General features: G+C 62.9%; 10 protein-coding genes. 6 read left to right on the forward strand and 4 right to left on the reverse strand.

The genetic code is table 11. The features are described from left to right. Positions 1 to 13: 13 nt before the first annotated feature. The 3 genes from B5527_RS13870 to B5527_RS13880 all read right to left on the reverse strand — a co-directional run bounded on the left by B5527_RS13870 (position 14) and on the right by B5527_RS13880 (position 4,460). On the reverse strand, positions 14 to 592 hold the full coding sequence (locus B5527_RS13870; RefSeq protein WP_079607271.1) for a peroxidase-related enzyme: 579 nt from the start codon (positions 590 to 592) through the stop codon (positions 14 to 16). 157 nt (positions 593 to 749) lie between these two features. Next, positions 750 to 1,673, reverse strand: coding sequence for a cytochrome c oxidase assembly protein (locus tag B5527_RS13875; RefSeq protein WP_079607272.1), 924 nt, complete (start codon positions 1,671 to 1,673; stop codon positions 750 to 752). 1,053 nt (positions 1,674 to 2,726) lie between these two features. After that, positions 2,727 to 4,460 carry an ATP-binding protein gene (locus tag B5527_RS13880; RefSeq protein WP_079601819.1) on the reverse strand — a complete coding sequence of 578 codons (1,734 nt, stop codon included), beginning with the start codon at positions 4,458 to 4,460 and terminating at the stop codon, positions 2,727 to 2,729. A 423-nt stretch (positions 4,461 to 4,883) separates the two neighbouring features. On the opposite strand from B5527_RS13880, the gene B5527_RS13885 reads away from it, so the two are divergent. The 6 genes from B5527_RS13885 to B5527_RS13910 all read left to right on the forward strand — a co-directional run bounded on the left by B5527_RS13885 (position 4,884) and on the right by B5527_RS13910 (position 12,297). Next, entirely contained in the window at positions 4,884 to 5,600 is a 717-nt protein-coding gene (locus tag B5527_RS13885; RefSeq protein WP_079601820.1) for a PIG-L deacetylase family protein, read from the forward strand. After that, positions 5,597 to 6,289: a 4-carboxy-4-hydroxy-2-oxoadipate aldolase/oxaloacetate decarboxylase gene (locus B5527_RS13890; RefSeq protein WP_079601822.1), complete on the forward strand. Its 693-nt coding sequence runs from the start codon at positions 5,597 to 5,599 to the stop codon at positions 6,287 to 6,289. The genes B5527_RS13885 and B5527_RS13890 overlap by 4 nt, the downstream gene beginning before the upstream one ends. Before the next feature lies 1 nt (position 6,290). Next, a complete protein-coding gene (locus tag B5527_RS13895) occupies positions 6,291 to 7,145 on the forward strand; it encodes a hypothetical protein (RefSeq protein ID WP_245332605.1) in 855 nt (284 codons plus the stop codon). A gap of 14 nt (positions 7,146 to 7,159) precedes the next feature. Next, positions 7,160 to 8,119, forward strand: a complete 960-nt coding sequence (locus B5527_RS13900; protein WP_079601825.1) for a catechol 2,3-dioxygenase — start codon at positions 7,160 to 7,162, stop codon at positions 8,117 to 8,119. 118 nt (positions 8,120 to 8,237) lie between these two features. Next, complete coding sequence (locus B5527_RS13905) at positions 8,238 to 8,864, forward strand: 3-keto-disaccharide hydrolase (RefSeq protein ID WP_079601826.1); 627 nt, start codon at positions 8,238 to 8,240, stop codon at positions 8,862 to 8,864. A 346-nt stretch (positions 8,865 to 9,210) separates the two neighbouring features. Next, positions 9,211 to 12,297, forward strand: coding sequence for an ATP-binding protein (locus B5527_RS13910; protein WP_079601828.1), 3,087 nt, complete (start codon positions 9,211 to 9,213; stop codon positions 12,295 to 12,297). On the opposite strand, the gene B5527_RS13915 is transcribed toward B5527_RS13910, so the two are convergent. Further along, on the reverse strand, positions 12,284 to 16,960 hold the full coding sequence (locus B5527_RS13915) for a Dyp-type peroxidase domain-containing protein (protein ID WP_079601829.1): 4,677 nt from the start codon (positions 16,958 to 16,960) through the stop codon (positions 12,284 to 12,286). The genes B5527_RS13910 and B5527_RS13915 overlap by 14 nt on opposite strands. Between the last annotated feature and the right edge of the window lie 6 nt (positions 16,961 to 16,966).

Here is a 16,966-nt window from a genome sequence, read left to right on the forward strand (position 1 = left end):
GGGGCCGGCGAAGTTATTTCGGCAAACGCCCCATCATGTAGAACTCGTCGTTCGGGCGCATCGCGGTGACGTTGGCCATCCGGTTCGACAGCGCGAAGAATGCCGAAATCGCGGCGATATCCCAGATCTCGTCGTCGGAAAAACCATGGCCGGCGATCTCGGCAAAATCCGCGTCCGAAATCGTCTCTGCCGCGGTGCTCACCTTCATCGCGAAATCCAGCATCGCGCGCTGCCGCGGGGTGATATCCGCCTTGCGGTAATTGACGGCGATCTGGTCCGCGATCTGCGGATTCTTCGCCCGAATGCGCAGGATCGCGCCATGCGCGATCACGCAATAGTGGCACTGGTTGGCGCTCGAGGTCGCCACCACGATCATCTCGCGCTCGGCCTTGCTCAGGCCGCCGTCCTTGTCCATCAGCGCGTCGTGATAGGCAAAGAACGCGCGAAACTCGTCGGGCCGCCAGGCCAGCGTCAGAAACACGTTCGGCACGAAGCCGGATTTTTCCTGCACCGCCAGCAGGCGGGTGCGGATGTCGTCGGGCAGGCTGTCGATCGCGGGGATCGGGAAGCGTTTTGTGAGGGGCTCGGTCATGGCGCAGGTTCCGGCATCAGGCCGCGTGGTGCGGGTGGCCGGAAGCATAGTCGATGGCGGCGTCGGCTCCAATCCGTCCTGCGGGCTGCACGGTAATTTGGAGGGACTCAGCAATTGCCGGTGGCAATAGCCCATCGCATTTTCTCAAGTACGAACCCTAGTATTCGCCTGATACATGTGCGTTCGAATCGGTCCAGTCGTTGTGCTCCTGACCTGCCTTCTGCAGGTAAGCGACGATGTCGCGGCGAGACGGAGCGTCGAGCACGCGAACCGGCATGCGTGCGCCGGGAACGAATTTCTGAGGGTCGGCGAGCCACTGATCGAGATTATCCGCGGACCAGGTGAGACCGGCGCTCGTTAGTGCCGGCGAATAATGGTATCCGGGAGCCGAGCCGGCCCTGCGGCCGACCACCCCGCCAAGCACGGGACCGGCCTTGTTGCTGTCCATCGCGTGACATGCCGTGCAGCGTTCGGTGAAGAGTTGTTGGCCGTGGACGGGATCTGGCGCGGCATCGGCCAGGAAACGCGAAAGATTCTTGCTTTGTGACGGATTCACCGAGCGAAGAAACGTATAGCTGAGCGTGATCGTATCGACGTGGAGGTTGTCGGGATCCTTCGCAAAGGCCGGATCGACGAAAAAGACAACGGGCATCTCGATCTTCTGATGCGGGTCAAGCCGCTCTTCATTGAAGCAGAAGCATTGAATTTTATTGAAATAGATGCCGCTCGTCTCCGGCGTGACGTTGAACGTCGCGTGCCCGACGATCGACTCGTTGCTGAGATTCTCGGCGGTGAAGAATACGAGCTTTTGCTCGCCGAGGTGAACGGTCACCGAGCGCTGCTCCGGTTCGAACCGCCACGGCAAATCCGGCGCGACGTTGCTGTCGAACGCAACCGTCACAGTCTGATCGGAGGCGGCGGTCGGGTCGGAGTACGCCCGCTGCGTCGTCCCTCCATATCCGGTTGCGCCACAGAATACGCGATACAGTTCCGGCGCATAGGCCACCAGGCCGGACATCATGCCGAGCACGACGAAGCAGGGCAGGAGAACATTCAGATTTTTCCGGTAGCGCGGCTGCATTTCCACTTCTCACCTGGCCGCCCCCGGCATCTGCGGTGATCTAGACCGATGCGGCGCAGCCGTCCACCGGGCAATGAGAGCGAGCCTCGTGAAAACGATATGCCAACGGGCTTTCAGTGGCGTTCTGACGAGTTTGTGATCTCGTTCTTGTTGGCCGTTACGTCCGTAGAACCGTAGGGCGCAATAGCGAAACGTATTGCGGCGACTTGGCGAAGGCCGGCGGATTACGCTGCGCTAATCCGCCCTACCGACACTTATCGGAATGATAGGCGAAGTCGACTGAGCGTCTTCCCCCGGGTTGATAACGCAACTGATTTGCCCGTCAGGCTGTTTTGTGGCCAGCGTGTCAATCTCTGTCTGAAAAAATATTCTGGTTTTCCGAAATCGCAAATCACTTTATATCCGCGCCATCCTGTCCCGATCAGAGGGGCGTTGGCCATCGTCGTGAACGTTGGGGCGGGTTGCGGTGGACGCGGCAGCGTCGGGTGTGCAAGGGATCGCAGGGCGGGTTTCCCGTGAGCGACGACCGGCATGCTGACGAACGACGTTGCTCGCGGACGGCGAAGACGTGTGGTCCTGACGCCTCGACGCCGGCGTCAAGTTTGCGGAAGGCGAGTCGGCCCGACCGGGCGCGGAGGAGCCAGGTTTCCGCAGATGACGGTGACAAGAAAGCCGATCACCGGGGAGAGCGCGGTATAAGCCGTAAAACCATTGCGTGCGGGAATGCCGGGTGATTTCCAGTGGCTCGCTGTGAATACTCGTGTGCATACTTACTACCATAGCGCACACGAGGCTGCGGGTGCATCGGGCATCCGGCATTCCCCACGCCCTCTGTCTTCAGGGCGAAACGATCAGCAAACCTCGGACGCATCGCGCCGCGAGAATGCGAAGGTGTGGCTCTATGCCGGCGGCTTTGCTCTCTCACTCGTCATGCGCGGGCTTGACCCGCGCATCCATCAAAAAAGAGTTTCTTGTCTTGGGGCGATGGATTGCCGGGTCAAGCCCGGCAATGACGTGGGATAGGTCAGCGCCAACCGCCCTTGGTTCAGCCCCTCAGCGCAGTGGCTTCTTCAGCAGCGAAAAGCGGTCGGGATCGAGACCGAGCGACGGCTGCAGCATCGGCGCCTCCACCATGCGCGCGGCGGGGCGTTCATTGAGGGTGGGGTCGTTGGCGACGTCGCGATGCGAGGTGGCGCCGCGCCAGCGCTCCAGCACCGCGCCGACGAAATGCATGTCGTGGCCGGCGGCGACCGAGGGCGCCGTCGAAATCGTGGCTTCGCTGCGCGGCAATTGATGCGGCGGCACTTCCTTGAAGCGCAGGCGCGTCGGCAGCGCCACGCCCTCGCCGAACGCAAGCACTTCGCGGGTGCCGAGCGAGGGCACGAACGACAGCAGGTTGGCCGCGGCGTCCGAGACCGCCGAGCGCAGCAGCGCCTGGTCGCGGTCGTTGGCAAGCCGCATCGCGAACAGCGTGTTGCACTGGGAAATGATGGTGGCGTCGAGTTCGGCGGGCCGCTGGGTGACGAGGCCGAGATAGACGCCGTATTTGCGGCCTTCCTTGGCGATGCGCGACACCGCCTTGCGGGTCGGCCCGAAGCCGATGTTGCGGTCGGCGGAAGCGTAGCGATGCGCCTCTTCGCACACGAACAACAATGGCGAGACGCCGTCGCTCCACAGCCCGAAATCGAACGCCATGCGGCACAGCACCGACACCACGGAATCGACGACTTCGGCGGGGAAACCGGCCAGCTGCATGATGGTCATCGGCCGGCCGTTGGCCGGCAGCCGGAACAGGTAGCTGATGACTTCTGCCATGGTGTCGCCGCCGACATTGGCGTTGTCGAACATGAAGGTGTAACGCGGATCGTTGCGCACGGTCTCGATGCGCGACATCAGCTTGTGATAGATGATGCGCGACGAGCGGTTCTCGAGCTTGCCCATGCGCTCGTCGATCAGCGAAATCAGGTCGACCAGGCGATAGGGAACCGGGGTGTCCACGGTATAGCCGACCGCCTTGGGATCGGCCCGCTTCAGCCCGACCCGGTCAGTGTTCTGGTACTGGGTATAGATACCCTTCGCCACCGGAATGACTTCGGCGAGAATATCGAGTTCTTCGGGGACCCCGGGCCGGCCGCCGAACAGCACATCGACGATTTCCTCGAAATTGAACAGCCAGAACGGCAGCTTCAGGTTACGCGGGTTGAGCACCAGCGCGCGATCGCCGAAACAGCGGCCATACTCGTTGTGAACGTCGAGCAGGAAGATCCGCAGATTGGGCCGCGACCTGAGAATTTCGTTCAGCAGCAGCGACACGCCGCTGGATTTGCCGACGCCGGTCGAGCCAAGCACCGCGAAGTGTTTCGACAGCATCTCCTCGACGTCGACATAGGCGATGACGGACGGATCCTGCTGCAGGGTGCCGACATTGATCTGATCCGACCCGCTCGGCGCATAGACCGTGCGAAGCTCCTGATTGGTGATGAGGTCGACGGCGTCGCCGATGGTCGGATAGTTGGTGACGCCGCGCTGAAATTTGGGGCGATCCGGTACGCCGAGGATTTCGCCGAGCAGATCGACCCCGGCGCTGGCGAAGTAGTTATCGGAAGTCGGCAGGTCCTCGCTCGTCACGTCGGTGATCATGGCGACGATGATGGAATTGGCGCAGCGAATGCTGACGAAGCGGCCGACGGTTGCCCGCGCCGCGGAGAGGCCCATCTGGCTCGCCGCCAGAAGTCCGACCCGGGCGAGGGATCCGCGCACCGAAATCACACGTCCGAAGGATGTCACAGTGGTTGGGCCCGGCAGTTTGTGAAAATTTGTTTTCGGGCCTCACTATGCCGTCCGCGGTTGGAGAAACTGTTAAACCGGTCGGGTTCCGGGTGCGTTAAATCCGCGGCATCTTGGTCAGGATTGCGGATTGGTTGGCCGCTCTCGCTCGGCCTCATCGGCCGATTTTGCCGAGAAATCGGGGTTTTTGGCGCCCGTTATTGGCGCCGGGGTCGCGCGCTGCTTAACGCTTGGTTTACCAAAGTGGGAGGAGGGCATTTCGTGTGTGGCCTTTCCGGGAAGCACCCCCGGGGCAGGGTGGAACGCGATGAAAAGCACCGGCGAATGCGAAGTAAGGGGCGGCGAGTCCCTGCCTTTGCCTTTGGCGCGTAGTCCACATAGGTTCGACCTCCGGGAAATGTCTGCAAGCTTCAAGGGAATGCCATGGCAAAAACAGGTTTGGTGGTTTCGGCGCATCCGGGAGATTTCGTGTGGCGCGCCGGCGGCGCGATCGCGCTGCACGCCAAGAAAGGGTATCGGGTCAAGATCGTCTGCCTGGCGTTCGGCGAACGCGGCGAATCGCAATTTGCGTGGAAGCAGCCGGGGATGACGCTCGAGAAGGTCAAGGCCGGCCGCCGCGACGAGGCGGAGCGCGCCGCGGCGGCGCTTGGGGCCGAGATCGAGTTCTTCGATGCCGGCGACTATCCGCTGCGCCTGACGGATGCGCATATGGAGCGGCTGACCGACATCTACCGCGAGCTCAACCCGAGCTTTGTGCTGACGCATTCGCTCGAGGATCCCTACAACGTCGATCATCCGGCCGCCGCCGCCTATGCCCAGGAGGCCCGCATCGTCGCGCAGGCGATGGGCCACAAGCCGCAGGCCGATTACAGCTACGCGGCGCCGCCGGTGTTTTTGTTCGAGCCGCATCAGCCGGAGATGTGCAATTTCAAGCCGCAGGTCATCCTCAACATCGATGAGGTCTGGGATATCAAGCGCAAGACCTTCGAGATTTTGGCGGCGCAGAAACACCTGTGGGCCTATTACGAGCGGGTGGCGTTGCAACGGGGCATGCAGGGCGGGCGCAATTCGGGCAAGGCCATGACCTATGGCGAGGCCTATCAGCGGCTATTCCCAATGGCGATGGAGGAACTGGCATGAAGACGGTCGTTGTCCGCAATATCAACCGCGCCGACGCGGCGGTGGTCAAACGCCTCGGCGCGCTCGGCGTGGCGACGGTGCACGAAGCCTATGGCCGCTTTGGGCTGATGAAGCCCTATATGCGCCCGGTATGGGCCGGCGCCGAGGCAGCCGGTACCGCCGTCACCGTGTTGGCGCAGCCCGGCGACAACTGGATGATCCATGTCGCGGTCGAGCAGTGCCGGCCGGGCGACATCCTGGTGGTCGGCTGCACCGCCGACAATACCGACGGCATGTTCGGCGATCTGCTCGCGACCTCGCTGAAGGCGCGCGGCGTCACCGGGCTTGTCATCGATGCCGGCTGCCGCGATGTGAAGTCGCTGCGCGAGATGGGCTTTCCGGTGTGGTCGAAGGCAATTTCGGCCAAGGGCACGGTCAAGGCGACGCTGGGTGCGGTCAACGTTCCCGTGGTCTGCGCCGGGATCAACGTTCATCCCGGCGACGCCGTCATCGCCGATGACGACGGCGTCGTGGTCGTCGGCCGCAAGCAGGCCAGCGACGTCGCCGCCAAGGGCGAGAAGCGCCAGGCCGAGGAGGAGGGCAAGCGCCGGCAACTGGCTTCCGGCGTGCTCGGGCTCGACATGTACAAGATGCGCGAGCCGCTGGAAAAGGCCGGCCTGGTCTATGTCGATGATCCCGAGTCCGACTGAAGTGACGATACGCTTGCGCACATTGCTCGGCGACCATCCCTGTACTGCCGCGTTGAAAAACGGATCGCTCAAGTCAGATCTGGTCGCGTTCGATTTCGCGGAGTATTCGCCGACCAACAAGGGTTTCAAGCCGATGGTCCGCGACGGGGCCTTCGACGTCTCGGAAATGGCGATCGTCACCTACCTGATGGCCAGGAGTTTCGGCAAGCCGATGGTGCTGCTTCCGAACGTGGTGTTGGCGCGGTTTCAGCATGCGCATGCGCTCTACAATGCCAAACTGGGAACGTTAAGACCGGCCGATCTTAACGGCAAGCGCGTCGGCATCCGTTCCTTCACCACCACGACCGGTGCCTGGCTGCGCGGCATTCTCGCCAACGATTACGGCGTCGACCTCAACTCGATCAACTGGGTCACCTTCGAAGATGCCCATGTCGCGGAATTCAAGGATACGACCAAGAGAGCGCCCCCGGGCAAAGAGATCATCCAGATGCTGCTCGACGGCGAACTCGATGCCGTGCTTGGAGAGAAGGCCGATCGTCCCGGGCTGAAGCCGCTGTTTCCGGATGCGGCCAGCGAAGAGAAGTCATGGTTTGCCAAACACGGTGCGCTGCCGATCAACCATATGGTCGTCGTCAGCGAGACCCTGTCGCGCACGCAGCCCGAGGCGGTGCGGGAAGTGTTCAGGCTGCTGCAAGAGAGCGCAGCTCTCGCGCCGGCCGGCTCGCCCCGGTTCAGCCTTAAGGAAATGCGCCGCTCGCTGGAAATGATCATCGGCTATACGGCACAGCAGGGGCTGATTCCGTATGCCTGCGCGGTGGATGAGCTGTTCGACGATCTGACGCGGACGCTGCGCTAGAGGAGAAACGCCGAATGCCACCGGAGCCGATTTTCGACCTTGCCCATCTCGGCCATATGGAACTGCTGACGCCGAAACCCGACGAGAGCCTGAAGTTCTTTGTCGACGTCATGGGCATGACCGTTAGCGGCCGCCGGGGGGAATCCGTTTACCTGCGCGGCTGGGACGATTACGAACGTTATTCGCTGAAGCTGACGGCGTCGAACACCTCAGGGATGGAGCACATGGCGCTGCGGGCACGAAGCCCGCAGGCGCTCGAACGCCGCGTGGCGGCATTGAAGGGATCCGGATTCGAGATCGGCTGGACCGACGGCGATCTCGGCCATGGGCCGGCGTTTCGCTGCCGCGACCCCGATGGCCATATCGTCGAACTCTATTACGAGACCGAATGGTACGAGGCGCCGCCCGAACTGAAGCCGGCGCTGAAAAACCAGGCGCAGCGGTTTCCGGCGCGCGGCATCAATGTCCGCCGCCTCGATCACCTCAATTGTCTGGCGGTGGACATCAAGGCCAACCGTATCTTTTTCGAGACATATCTGGGCTGCCGGCTGACCGAGCAGATCGTGCTCAACGACGGCACTGAAGCCGCGATGTGGATGACGATGTCGAACAAGAGCTACGACTTTGCCTATTCGCACGATCACTCCAACACGCCTGGACGTTTCCATCACGTCACCTACGCGCTCGACAGCCGCGAGGACGTGTTGCGCGCCGCCGATATCTTTCTCGAAAACGGCGTCTATATCGAGACCGGGCCGCACAAGCATGCCATCCAGCAGACCTTCTTCCTCTATGTCTACGAACCCGGCGGCAACCGCGTCGAGGTCGCCAACGCTGGCGCCCGTCTCATCCTGGCGCCGGACTGGAAGCCGATCGTCTGGACCGAGGAAGAGCGCAAGAAGGGCCAGGCGTGGGGGCTGAAAACGATCGAGTCGTTTCATACCCACGGCACGCCGCCGGTTGCGGGCGGCTGAGCGTTTCAATGGCTTCCTGAGGAAGCCGCCGCCTGCTATCGTCGCCGGGTTCGAAACCTGTGCGGGACGACAATAAGCCTCGCATCAAGAACAATGGTCAATTGGGGAGGATATCATCATGAAGCGCTGGTCGGCATTTGGCGTCGCATTGCTTGTGGCGGGGTTTGCCGCTTTCTCGTACACGCCTCGGGCGTCCGCCGATGACGGGTGGATCACCCTGTTCGACGGCAAGAACCTCGACAACTTCAACATGATCGGTGACGCCAATTGGCGGATCGAGGACGGCGCCGTCGTTGCCGACAAGGGCAACGGCTTTCTGGTCACCAAGAACACCTATACCGATTATCAGATCAGGGCCGAATTCTGGATCGACAGCGACGCCAACAGCGGCATTTTCATCCGTTGCACCGATCCTGGCAAGGTGACCGGCGCCACCGCCTACGAGGTGAACATCTGGGATGCACGCCCCGACCCGAGCTACGGGACCGGCGCCATCGTCAACGTCGGCAAGGTCGATCCGATGCCGAAATCCGCGGGCAAATGGAACGTCTACGAGATCACGGCGAAGGGTTCTACCTTTACGGTGACGCTCAATGGACAAAAGACCGTCGACGGCGCGCAAGACGGCAAGTTTGCCAGCGGCCGGATCGCCCTGCAGCACGGCCTGGGGCTCAAGGACGACAAGGGCGTCGAGAGCGACAAGGGCGTGGTCAAGTTTCGCAAGGTGGAAATCAAGCCACTGTAGAACGGGTGGTTTGGTTTTTGGCGCGTCCCCCCATGACACGGCCCACGGCTGGCTCCGGCATAATCGGCCGGGCTGCCGGGGCAGGGGAATGCGCTTTGCTATTCCCGAAAGTCAGTGACACGGTAAAGGTGTGCCAGAATATCAAGCCAACTGAAACGAGAGTATAGTCGAACCGACGATTGGTTGCGTCATCGCCGTCTGAGCGGCCCGCTTCGCTCGGCTTCGGCTCTGAGAGCAGGGGTTTGTCTAGACATCGCTGGGGTATAGGATAAAGGAGTGGCATCCGGTATGGCGTTAGCCAAAGACCGGACCTGCCGTCCAGGAACGTTCGGCTACCACAGCGACGATGAACGCAAAGTCCACCGAAACTGCTGTTTCTCCCAAGGGCGAACGTCATCGGTTGACGGTCCTTTTCGCCGACTTGGTGGGATCCACCGTGTTGGGCAGGGAAATGGAGTCGGAGTACTTCTCCGAGCTCCTGGGCAAACTGCGCGCGATCTGGCATCGAGCTGCGGCCAAGCACGGCGGCCGCGTGATCAGAACGCAGGGTGACGGCGTCCTCGCAGTCTTCGGCTACCCAAGCTCCGGCGAGGACGACGGTCGGCGTGCCGCAGAGGCCGCCCTCGATATCCACGAATGGGTTGGGCAGGTGCAGCACGACGGCTTGTTGCCGGCTCGTCTGCCGTTGCGAATGCATTCGGGCATCCATGCCGGTACCTTGCTGCTGTCTGAAGGCGATATCGAATGGGGCCGGTTTGATCTGATCGGCGACGTGGTCAACACCGCGGCCCATCTGTCCCAGCATGCCGCACCCGGCCAGATCCTGGTCACCCTTGACGCCCTTGGACCCAACGCCAACTTCTTTGAACTTGGCGAAGGGCCCCGCGATGCCGGTCCGGAATTCGGGCTTCTCCAGGTGCATGCCGTGCTCGGACGCAGCTCGGCCACCCGGCGTTTCGAAGCCACCGCTCGCCGCGGCCTGACGCCCTTCATCGGCCGCGGCGAAGTCGCGACTTTTCTGACGGATTTCCTGAGTGCTGCATCCCCGGTCGCGCAACGCTGTGTGCTCGTCGTCAGTGGCCCCGGGCTCGGCAAGACGCGGCTGCTGGAGGAAGTGCTGCACCGGCATGAAGGCGGCGCCCTCACGCTGCTGCGCGGCAGCTGCGAAAGCTATCTCGGCGCCGAGGTCTTGCAGCCGTTTTTGCAGATCTTGCGGGCCTTCTTCGGAATCCAGGCGGACATGCCGGAAGACGAGGCCGCAACGGCCGCTGACACTGCGCTGCAGCCGTGGATTGCCGAACTCGGGCCGCGCGCCAAATCGATCCTTGCACTGGTGTCGGGCGGCGTCGAAGCAGGCGGCGGCCGCTTGACCGCCAGCGGCGTGGTCGGCGACCTCCTCGTCTTCTTTACGGCATTATCCGCGAAGACTGACCTGGTGCTGATTATCGACGACTGGCAATGGGCCGACGACGCCAGTCGCCAGTTGATGGAGGCGCTGCTGCAATTGAATGCAGGCCCGCGCGTCATCCTGGCCAGCCGGCCGCGCGACGACGGCGCTGAGTGGATTTCCGGCGCGCCCCATCTGTCGCTGGAGCCGTTTCAAGGAAGCGAGACCGATCTTGCCGTGCGACGCTGGGTGCCACATGCCGACCCGTTCCTGGTGGCGCGCATCCACGGCTATGCCGGCGGCGTGCCTTTGTTCATTGAGGAACTGTGCCATTCAGTTGCCGCCGGAAATCCGTCGTATTCGCTGGAAGGCCGCGGCACGCACGGATGGGTGGCCACGCTGGTGGCCTCCCGGCTGGCTCGCTTGCCGCCGGAGCAGGTAAACGTGGTGCGTGCCGCCGCGGTCATCGGCAACGCGGTGCCGAACTGGTTGCTGGCTTCGGCTTGCGACGGCGCGCCCGATCCGGCCACGATGCGAGCGCTGGCGGACGCGGATTTTCTTTATGCTGCGCCGGCGGCCGGCGGGCTTCGCTTCAAACACGGCATCACCAGGGATGCGGTCTATGAGGCCATCGGCCTGCGCGAACGCCAGGCATTGCACCAGCGCGTCGAAATCGCGCTGCTGGCGCGGTCCGGACAGACCGATCGCGAAGATACCCTCGAAGCCTTGGCCCACCATTCGCGCGGCGCCGGCCATTGGGAACATGCTGCGCATTATGCCGAGCGCGCCGGCGATAAGGCCATGGCTGCGTTTGCGCTGGATCGCGCGCGTGCGCAATATCAGGTCGCCATGGAAACGCTGGACCGCGTTTCGAATCGCACGCGCGAGCAGTCGCTGCGCTGGTGTCTGCTGGCCAACAAACTGGGCATGGTCAGCATATTCGATCCACTGTCGCTCAGCGACGACGTCACCATCTTCGAACGGGCGGTGGCGCTGGCGCGCTCGCTGGGCGATGCGAATGCGGTAACGCGTGGGCATTATTGGCTGGGCTACATGTGCTATGGCTTCGGACGCTTCCGAGAAGGCGAGTACCACGCGCGGCAGGCGTTGACGCTGGCGCGCGAGTCGGGCGACCAGCGCCTGGCGGCTCAGATCGAAGCTTCGCTGGGACAGATACTCGCCGCGACTTGTCAATACGACCAGGCGATCACCCTGTTGGACGCCGCCGTCTCGGCCAAGCAGCAGCGCAGCCGTCCTGGCGGCGGCATCGCCATCGGCTCGGCTTACGCGCTATCGTGCAAGGCGAGCGTGCTTGCCGATCGCGGCGAATTCGATGATGCGAACGTCTGCCTTGGGGAGGCGATGAGCTTGCTCGGCGAATCGACCCATCCGGTGGCGAATTCCGTGCGCAACTGGGTGGCCGTCTCTCTGGTTTGGCAGGGACGCTGGGAGGAAGCCGAGCGCGTCGCTGCCGAGAGCGCGCGAATTGCCGAGAATACGCAGGCCCTGTTGCTGTTGGTGGTTTGTCGCGCGGCGTCCGGCTTTGCACGCTGGGCGCGCGGGAACGCTGCCGGTCTGCAGCAACTGCGCGATGCCGTCCAATGGATTGAAGCGCGGGGTGGCCAGTTCTACACCTCGCTTTACTATGGTTGGCTGGTCGAAGCCTGTGCCGCGGAAGGGGACATCGCTGGCGCGCGACGATTCGCTGCACATGTGCTGCGCCGTGCACGCGAGGGAGAGCGGCTGGGCGAGGCGGCGACATGCCGAGCGATGGCGCGAATCGCGGCCGCGCGCGACGACGACTTTACTACCAGCCAGCGTTGGCTGCGGCGCGCTGAAAACTCCGCAAAATTGCGCGCTTCGCCCCGCGAGTCCGCATTGAACCAGATCGTGCGCGGAGAGATTCTCTCCCGACAGGGGCATGCCGAAGCAGCCTGCCGGACGATCGCCCAAGCCACCGCGGCGTTGCGCGCGATGGGCATGCACTGGCACGCGTCACAGGCAACCGCCGGGCTCGAAACCAGCGCATCACTCAGCCGACATTGAGGTCCTTCAGTTGCTCGGCAATCCGCGCCGCCAGCAGATCGAAGCCTTGCTCATTGGGGTGCAACTCGTCGCGCCATAGCTGCTGGTATTTATCGGCAGCTCCGAACTTTTCCGCCAGGGTTCCGGTCAGCTTGACGTAGAAGGCGCGGTTCGGATAGGCGGCTGCGACCTTTTTGACCGCGGCATTGAGCCGGTCGAACACGCGCTGCATGACCTCCCTCGCCAGAGTTAAATGGCCACTGTTGTGGATGAGGTCGTAGCCGCGAAGCTCGAAGATAGGCAGCAGCCACGGTCCTGACGTGGCGATGAGGAGTGTATCCCCTCTGCCATCGGGAATCGGATGATCGTATCCGTGGATGAGGATCGGGATGTCGGTGTTTGCGGCCAGCGTCTTGATGACCGTGTCGTAATAGCTGACCAGCGCGCCGTCAAAAAAGCTGGAAACCTCCGCTTCATCGAGGGGGTTCTCTCCAGATCCCGGCGGCTTTAACATCCTGTACAATGGCGGCGGAAGGCCGGACACCAGATCGTTGCCGCCCCCACCGATAAGGATGGCCTCTATATCAGGCTCATCGGCGAGATAGTTCGTCACGTCCTTTAGAAATGGCGCCCTGGCCATCTCGCCGAACGCCCTGCCGGCGGACACGAATTCAGAAGTACTGCTCGCGTTGTCCCTATAACCCAGCTTGAGAAGCGAATTGGTCAGGTTGGGCCTCACGACACCGAAGTCGCGCTCCCACTGATCGAAAAGCCAGGAATCGCCGATCGCCAGCAGCGGCGTTGCCGTCCTGCTCCGCCGCAGTCTGTTCCTGGCCTGGAGTTCAAAGTCATCGGCTTGCGCGAGCGGAATGGTACTTCGCAGCCTCACCTCGAAGTCTTCATCGGGAGGCGGCAACCTGCCATCCAGGGCGAGCGTCAGCGGGGCCGGTCCGGCCCGCAGCGGCAGCGGTGACTCCACCAGAGCGCTGAAGAAACCAAGCATCACGGCGAGGGCCGGGTCAGCTCCGGGACAGGCATGTGTCGGGTGGTCCTTCGCCCTGCGGTTGCCGCCGAAGGCGTGATGAAGGTCCGGGCGGCCCTCCTGCAGGTTTTGTTGCGTGGCGGAGATCGCACCGGCAACAACGATGTCGCCTGGATTGACGGCCACCTGATGCGGTCCTTGACCTATTGTGTGCGCGACTGTTGCGGTTCGCCACAATAGTTCGGGTGCGGTGCGCAACTGCATCGCTGGAATGAAGCTTGCGCCCAGACGATTGCAAGCATCCAGGAAGTCCGCTGCCTCGGTACCGCCAAGGCGCGCGCGCAATGACCACAGAGTGCCCTCGCGCAACCACTCGTTCAAGACCCGCATAATATTGCCGTTGACGGTCGGAACAAAACCAATCACGGCGCCGACAAGCGTGCGTGCGGCGAAATCGAGATCCTTGCCCGGTTGGGAGTCGAGTATCGCGCGTGCTATCGGCGCCTTGATTTGATCGCCCCGGCTGCGCAGGAGTTCGAGCGTCGCGCTTCGCAAAGCGAGACCGTGTGCTTCGCCGATTTCCTTCACGGTCGGACCCGGGCGCGGTTGGAAGAAGTAGCGCGAAGGGGCTTGAAAGTGACCCGGGTAGGTCGGCGGTTGGCCCACCTGCCAATCCCAGCGGTAGCCGCTGCGACGGAACAAATTGTCATCGTGCGTAAGCCCGTACCACTCCTCGCAGAAGTCGGCGAGCAGCGAGTCAGCCAGTTCGCGCACGTCCACCGTCAGGTCCCAGCTCGACTCTCCGTCGTGCGTTGCGTAGCCGATGGCTTCGTCGACCAGCTTTTGCAGAGCGGTCCTGGTCGATTCTCGGGCTTGCTTGAACGTTGATTGCCGATCGAGGGCCATGATGGCGTCATTGCACGCCGCAGAACCGCGCTCGTAGGCCCCGTCCTGACCAGCATCCAGCCCGAGATAGATTTCGCCGAAAGAATGCTTCATGCGGGGGAGATAACCACGGACCGACAGGTTGTGCCCGGGATCCAGCAGCACCTGATCAACCATGCTTCGCTCTGCCACCAGGACGGCAAACGGTGTTTGCAGCACGCCGCCGTGGCGCTCGCGAATCGCCGCCCAGATCGATGCGGTGGTGAAGTTGATGGCGGCATCAGGATCTTCGAGCGCGATTTTCCAGGCAGTGATGGCTTCGGCCTCGCCGAGGCGGTTTTCGATGTCGCGCAGCCGCGCGATTTCCCTTTCGCCCGCGTCCGCACTCCATATCACGGCCCGCTTGCAGCCCTGCGCCGCGGCTCGCTCCTGCAGGCTTGCAAGCGCCTTCCTGGAGGGCGCGAACAAATAGGTTCCCCACTCCAGGCGCACGAAGGGACGAGGCTCGTCGGTAAGCCGATCGGATCCGTCGAGCGGCATGCGGATCGTTTGCCCCTCGTGCTCGAACCGGAAATGGCGGCGCCGGCCGGGTTCGGCGACGCCGAACAGGGGATCGCTCTGGCCTGAATACGACCCCGAGCTATTTGCACCGTTTAGCCAACGTTGCACCAGTTCGAACTGCTCACCGAGATTGGCATTGTAGGCCATGAAGATCAGCCCGCGCTCCTGATCGAGGCTGTCCCTCAAAATCTCCGGGTCGGTCGTCCGGCGGAGATGTGGACCGTAGGACATGCCCCGGCGAACGAAGCGGGGCGGCCGGCTGCCGGCTTCGGGGTTCCTGATCCGCGGATTCGCGCGCCGGATGTGGGCATGAAACGGGCACAGCTCGCCATTCTTGTCCGCGTCGAAATGGAAGTCATTTGAATCCTTTGAAGGCGGGCCGAGGACCGCGGCCAGTGGCTGACCGGCTTTCGGGTGGCCGCCGGGCCAGCGGCCCATCATTTTGGCCATGAAGTCTTCGCGTGTCAGTGGCTGCCCTGCGGCCGCGGCTTGCGCCTGCGCGGCGTCCAAGGCTTCGTTAAGCGCCTCGACATCCTGCCGCAGCTTGCGCAGCGCCAAAAAGCTGCCGTCGTGGAGCAGTGACGGGATGAAGTCCCGCGCGTCCTTGTCCCCACCCGAGTTGTCGGACAGGTTTGGATAGCCGCATAAGATCTCGCCCAGATTGACGTGGTTGGAAAAGCGCTTGCCCGCGTTGCTCTCACTGAGTTCGGGGTTGGACGTGCCATCGACAAAGCCGAAGTGCTCCTCGACGTCACCAGCCGAATTCCGTTGCCGTTTCATCCATTGCAGGGACAGCGGCGTCACGCCGGGGTGGCTGGCAACCAGTTTTTGCATTGCGTCCATCAACTGCGCCCTCGACCTTGCCACATGTTCATGCGGGCCGCGCAGCCGAACCTGGACGACCGCGTGAACGGCACTGAGGTCGATGCGGGGGGCTGGGTCGTCTTCAGCAAGGTCGGGCGCGTCCACTCCGAGATGCCAGTTGAGCGCCGGCAGACGCCAGCGATGGGGATGGTTGATGCGCAAATCCCCCAGCAGGCCGGCGCGGCGTTCCATGCCTTGTACGAACTCGTCGGGAAGAAGGCGCACTTCGTCGTCCGACAGACCGGCGACGCGCAGGCCTTCGACCGTAAAGGAAATATTGGTGGCGATGTGTCCCGGCTCCAGCTCACGGGCCTCCGACGTGAAGGGCAGGACCTTCAACAACGCTGCCAGCGCCGCCGGCCCTTCGAAGCCGAGCAGAAGCAGGCATCCGTGATGCACGTCGGTGTAAGCGCTCACGATCCCACCCTGCACGTTGTCAGCGTCCAGCGGCGGCTCTGCGGGGGGCTCCAGCGGCAGTCCGCGCCTCACCTCCGGCAGGGGATAAGGATTCCGCATCACCCAGGCCAGCGCCTCGTCAAAGCGGTTCAGCGTGCGGAGGATGCCCATCTGGTAGGCGCCGTCTCCGACCATGTCGAGGAATTCCGGCAGAAGTTCTCGCGCCGCGCGATGCAGGACCTCACCGTCCTTGGTGCCGGGCGGAAACAGGTCGGCCAGCCGGTACAGGCCGACCAGGCTCTTGACGCCCTGACGGAACGGCTGCATCCCCGCGTACTGTTTTTTCAGCGGCTCACCGAATCCTGCGTTGGTGGGGTCGGTGCCGATCCCGCCGCCCTTGCCGAAAATGGACTGTCGCGCGATTTCCTCGGCCGCGGGAATTCTGATCCGCGTGACGCGCGAATCGGCGGCATCGCCGGCTTTGCGGCGGTACACCCGTTCCTGCATACGCAGGTAGCGGGTATCGTCCACGGTCAGGTCGGGCGTGGCATAGAGAAAGTAGGCCTCGCTCTGTGACCTTTTCAGCCATTTGCCCCATTGTTCGTAACTGTTCTCGTAACCGAGAACGTAATCCTCGGTGTTGCAGAAGACGAGGTCGAGCAGTCGCGACACCTTTTGCCAGATGACTCGTACATAGGATTCCCACGCGCCGTCGAACGTTGCCGTGAGCAGGACATTGTCCTCGGGTTCGAGGACGGCGATGCCGACCGAATGAATGACCCCCACGCGCTCTACGGCGTCGGACAATATGCGGGCCAACTCGTATTCGAAGCCGCCTGCGCGCCCGGCATGCAGCCCGCGCAGCACCAGCTTGACGCGGGTTTTGTAGGTCATGGTGTCGAGAGAAGGAATCAGCCCCTTCTTGATTGGCGCGACGACCCTGAAATCCGAAGTGCCGGCCAGATTGCCCGACTTGATCGTTAAATCGCGACGCATGGGTAG

Source organism: Bradyrhizobium erythrophlei, assembly GCF_900129425.1.
In the GTDB taxonomy this organism is placed as follows: Bacteria; Pseudomonadota; Alphaproteobacteria; order Rhizobiales; family Xanthobacteraceae; genus Bradyrhizobium; species Bradyrhizobium erythrophlei_C.

What these genes read in the sequence shown, in the direction of transcription:
- B5527_RS13915 (WP_079601829.1), bottom strand. Translation starts at nt 16,960, where the DNA reads ATGCGTCGCGATTTAACGATCAAGTCGGGCAATCTGGCCGGCACTTCG.
- B5527_RS13870 (WP_079607271.1), bottom strand. Translation starts at nt 592, where the DNA reads ATGACCGAGCCCCTCACAAAACGCTTCCCGATCCCCGCGATCGACAGC.
- B5527_RS13885 (WP_079601820.1), top strand. Translation starts at nt 4,884, where the DNA reads ATGGCAAAAACAGGTTTGGTGGTTTCGGCGCATCCGGGAGATTTCGTG.
- B5527_RS13910 (WP_079601828.1), top strand. Translation starts at nt 9,211, where the DNA reads ATGAACGCAAAGTCCACCGAAACTGCTGTTTCTCCCAAGGGCGAACGT.
- B5527_RS13900 (WP_079601825.1), top strand. Translation starts at nt 7,160, where the DNA reads ATGCCACCGGAGCCGATTTTCGACCTTGCCCATCTCGGCCATATGGAA.
- B5527_RS13890 (WP_079601822.1), top strand. Translation starts at nt 5,597, where the DNA reads ATGAAGACGGTCGTTGTCCGCAATATCAACCGCGCCGACGCGGCGGTG.
- B5527_RS13905 (WP_079601826.1), top strand. Translation starts at nt 8,238, where the DNA reads ATGAAGCGCTGGTCGGCATTTGGCGTCGCATTGCTTGTGGCGGGGTTT.
- B5527_RS13875 (WP_079607272.1), bottom strand. Translation starts at nt 1,673, where the DNA reads ATGCAGCCGCGCTACCGGAAAAATCTGAATGTTCTCCTGCCCTGCTTC.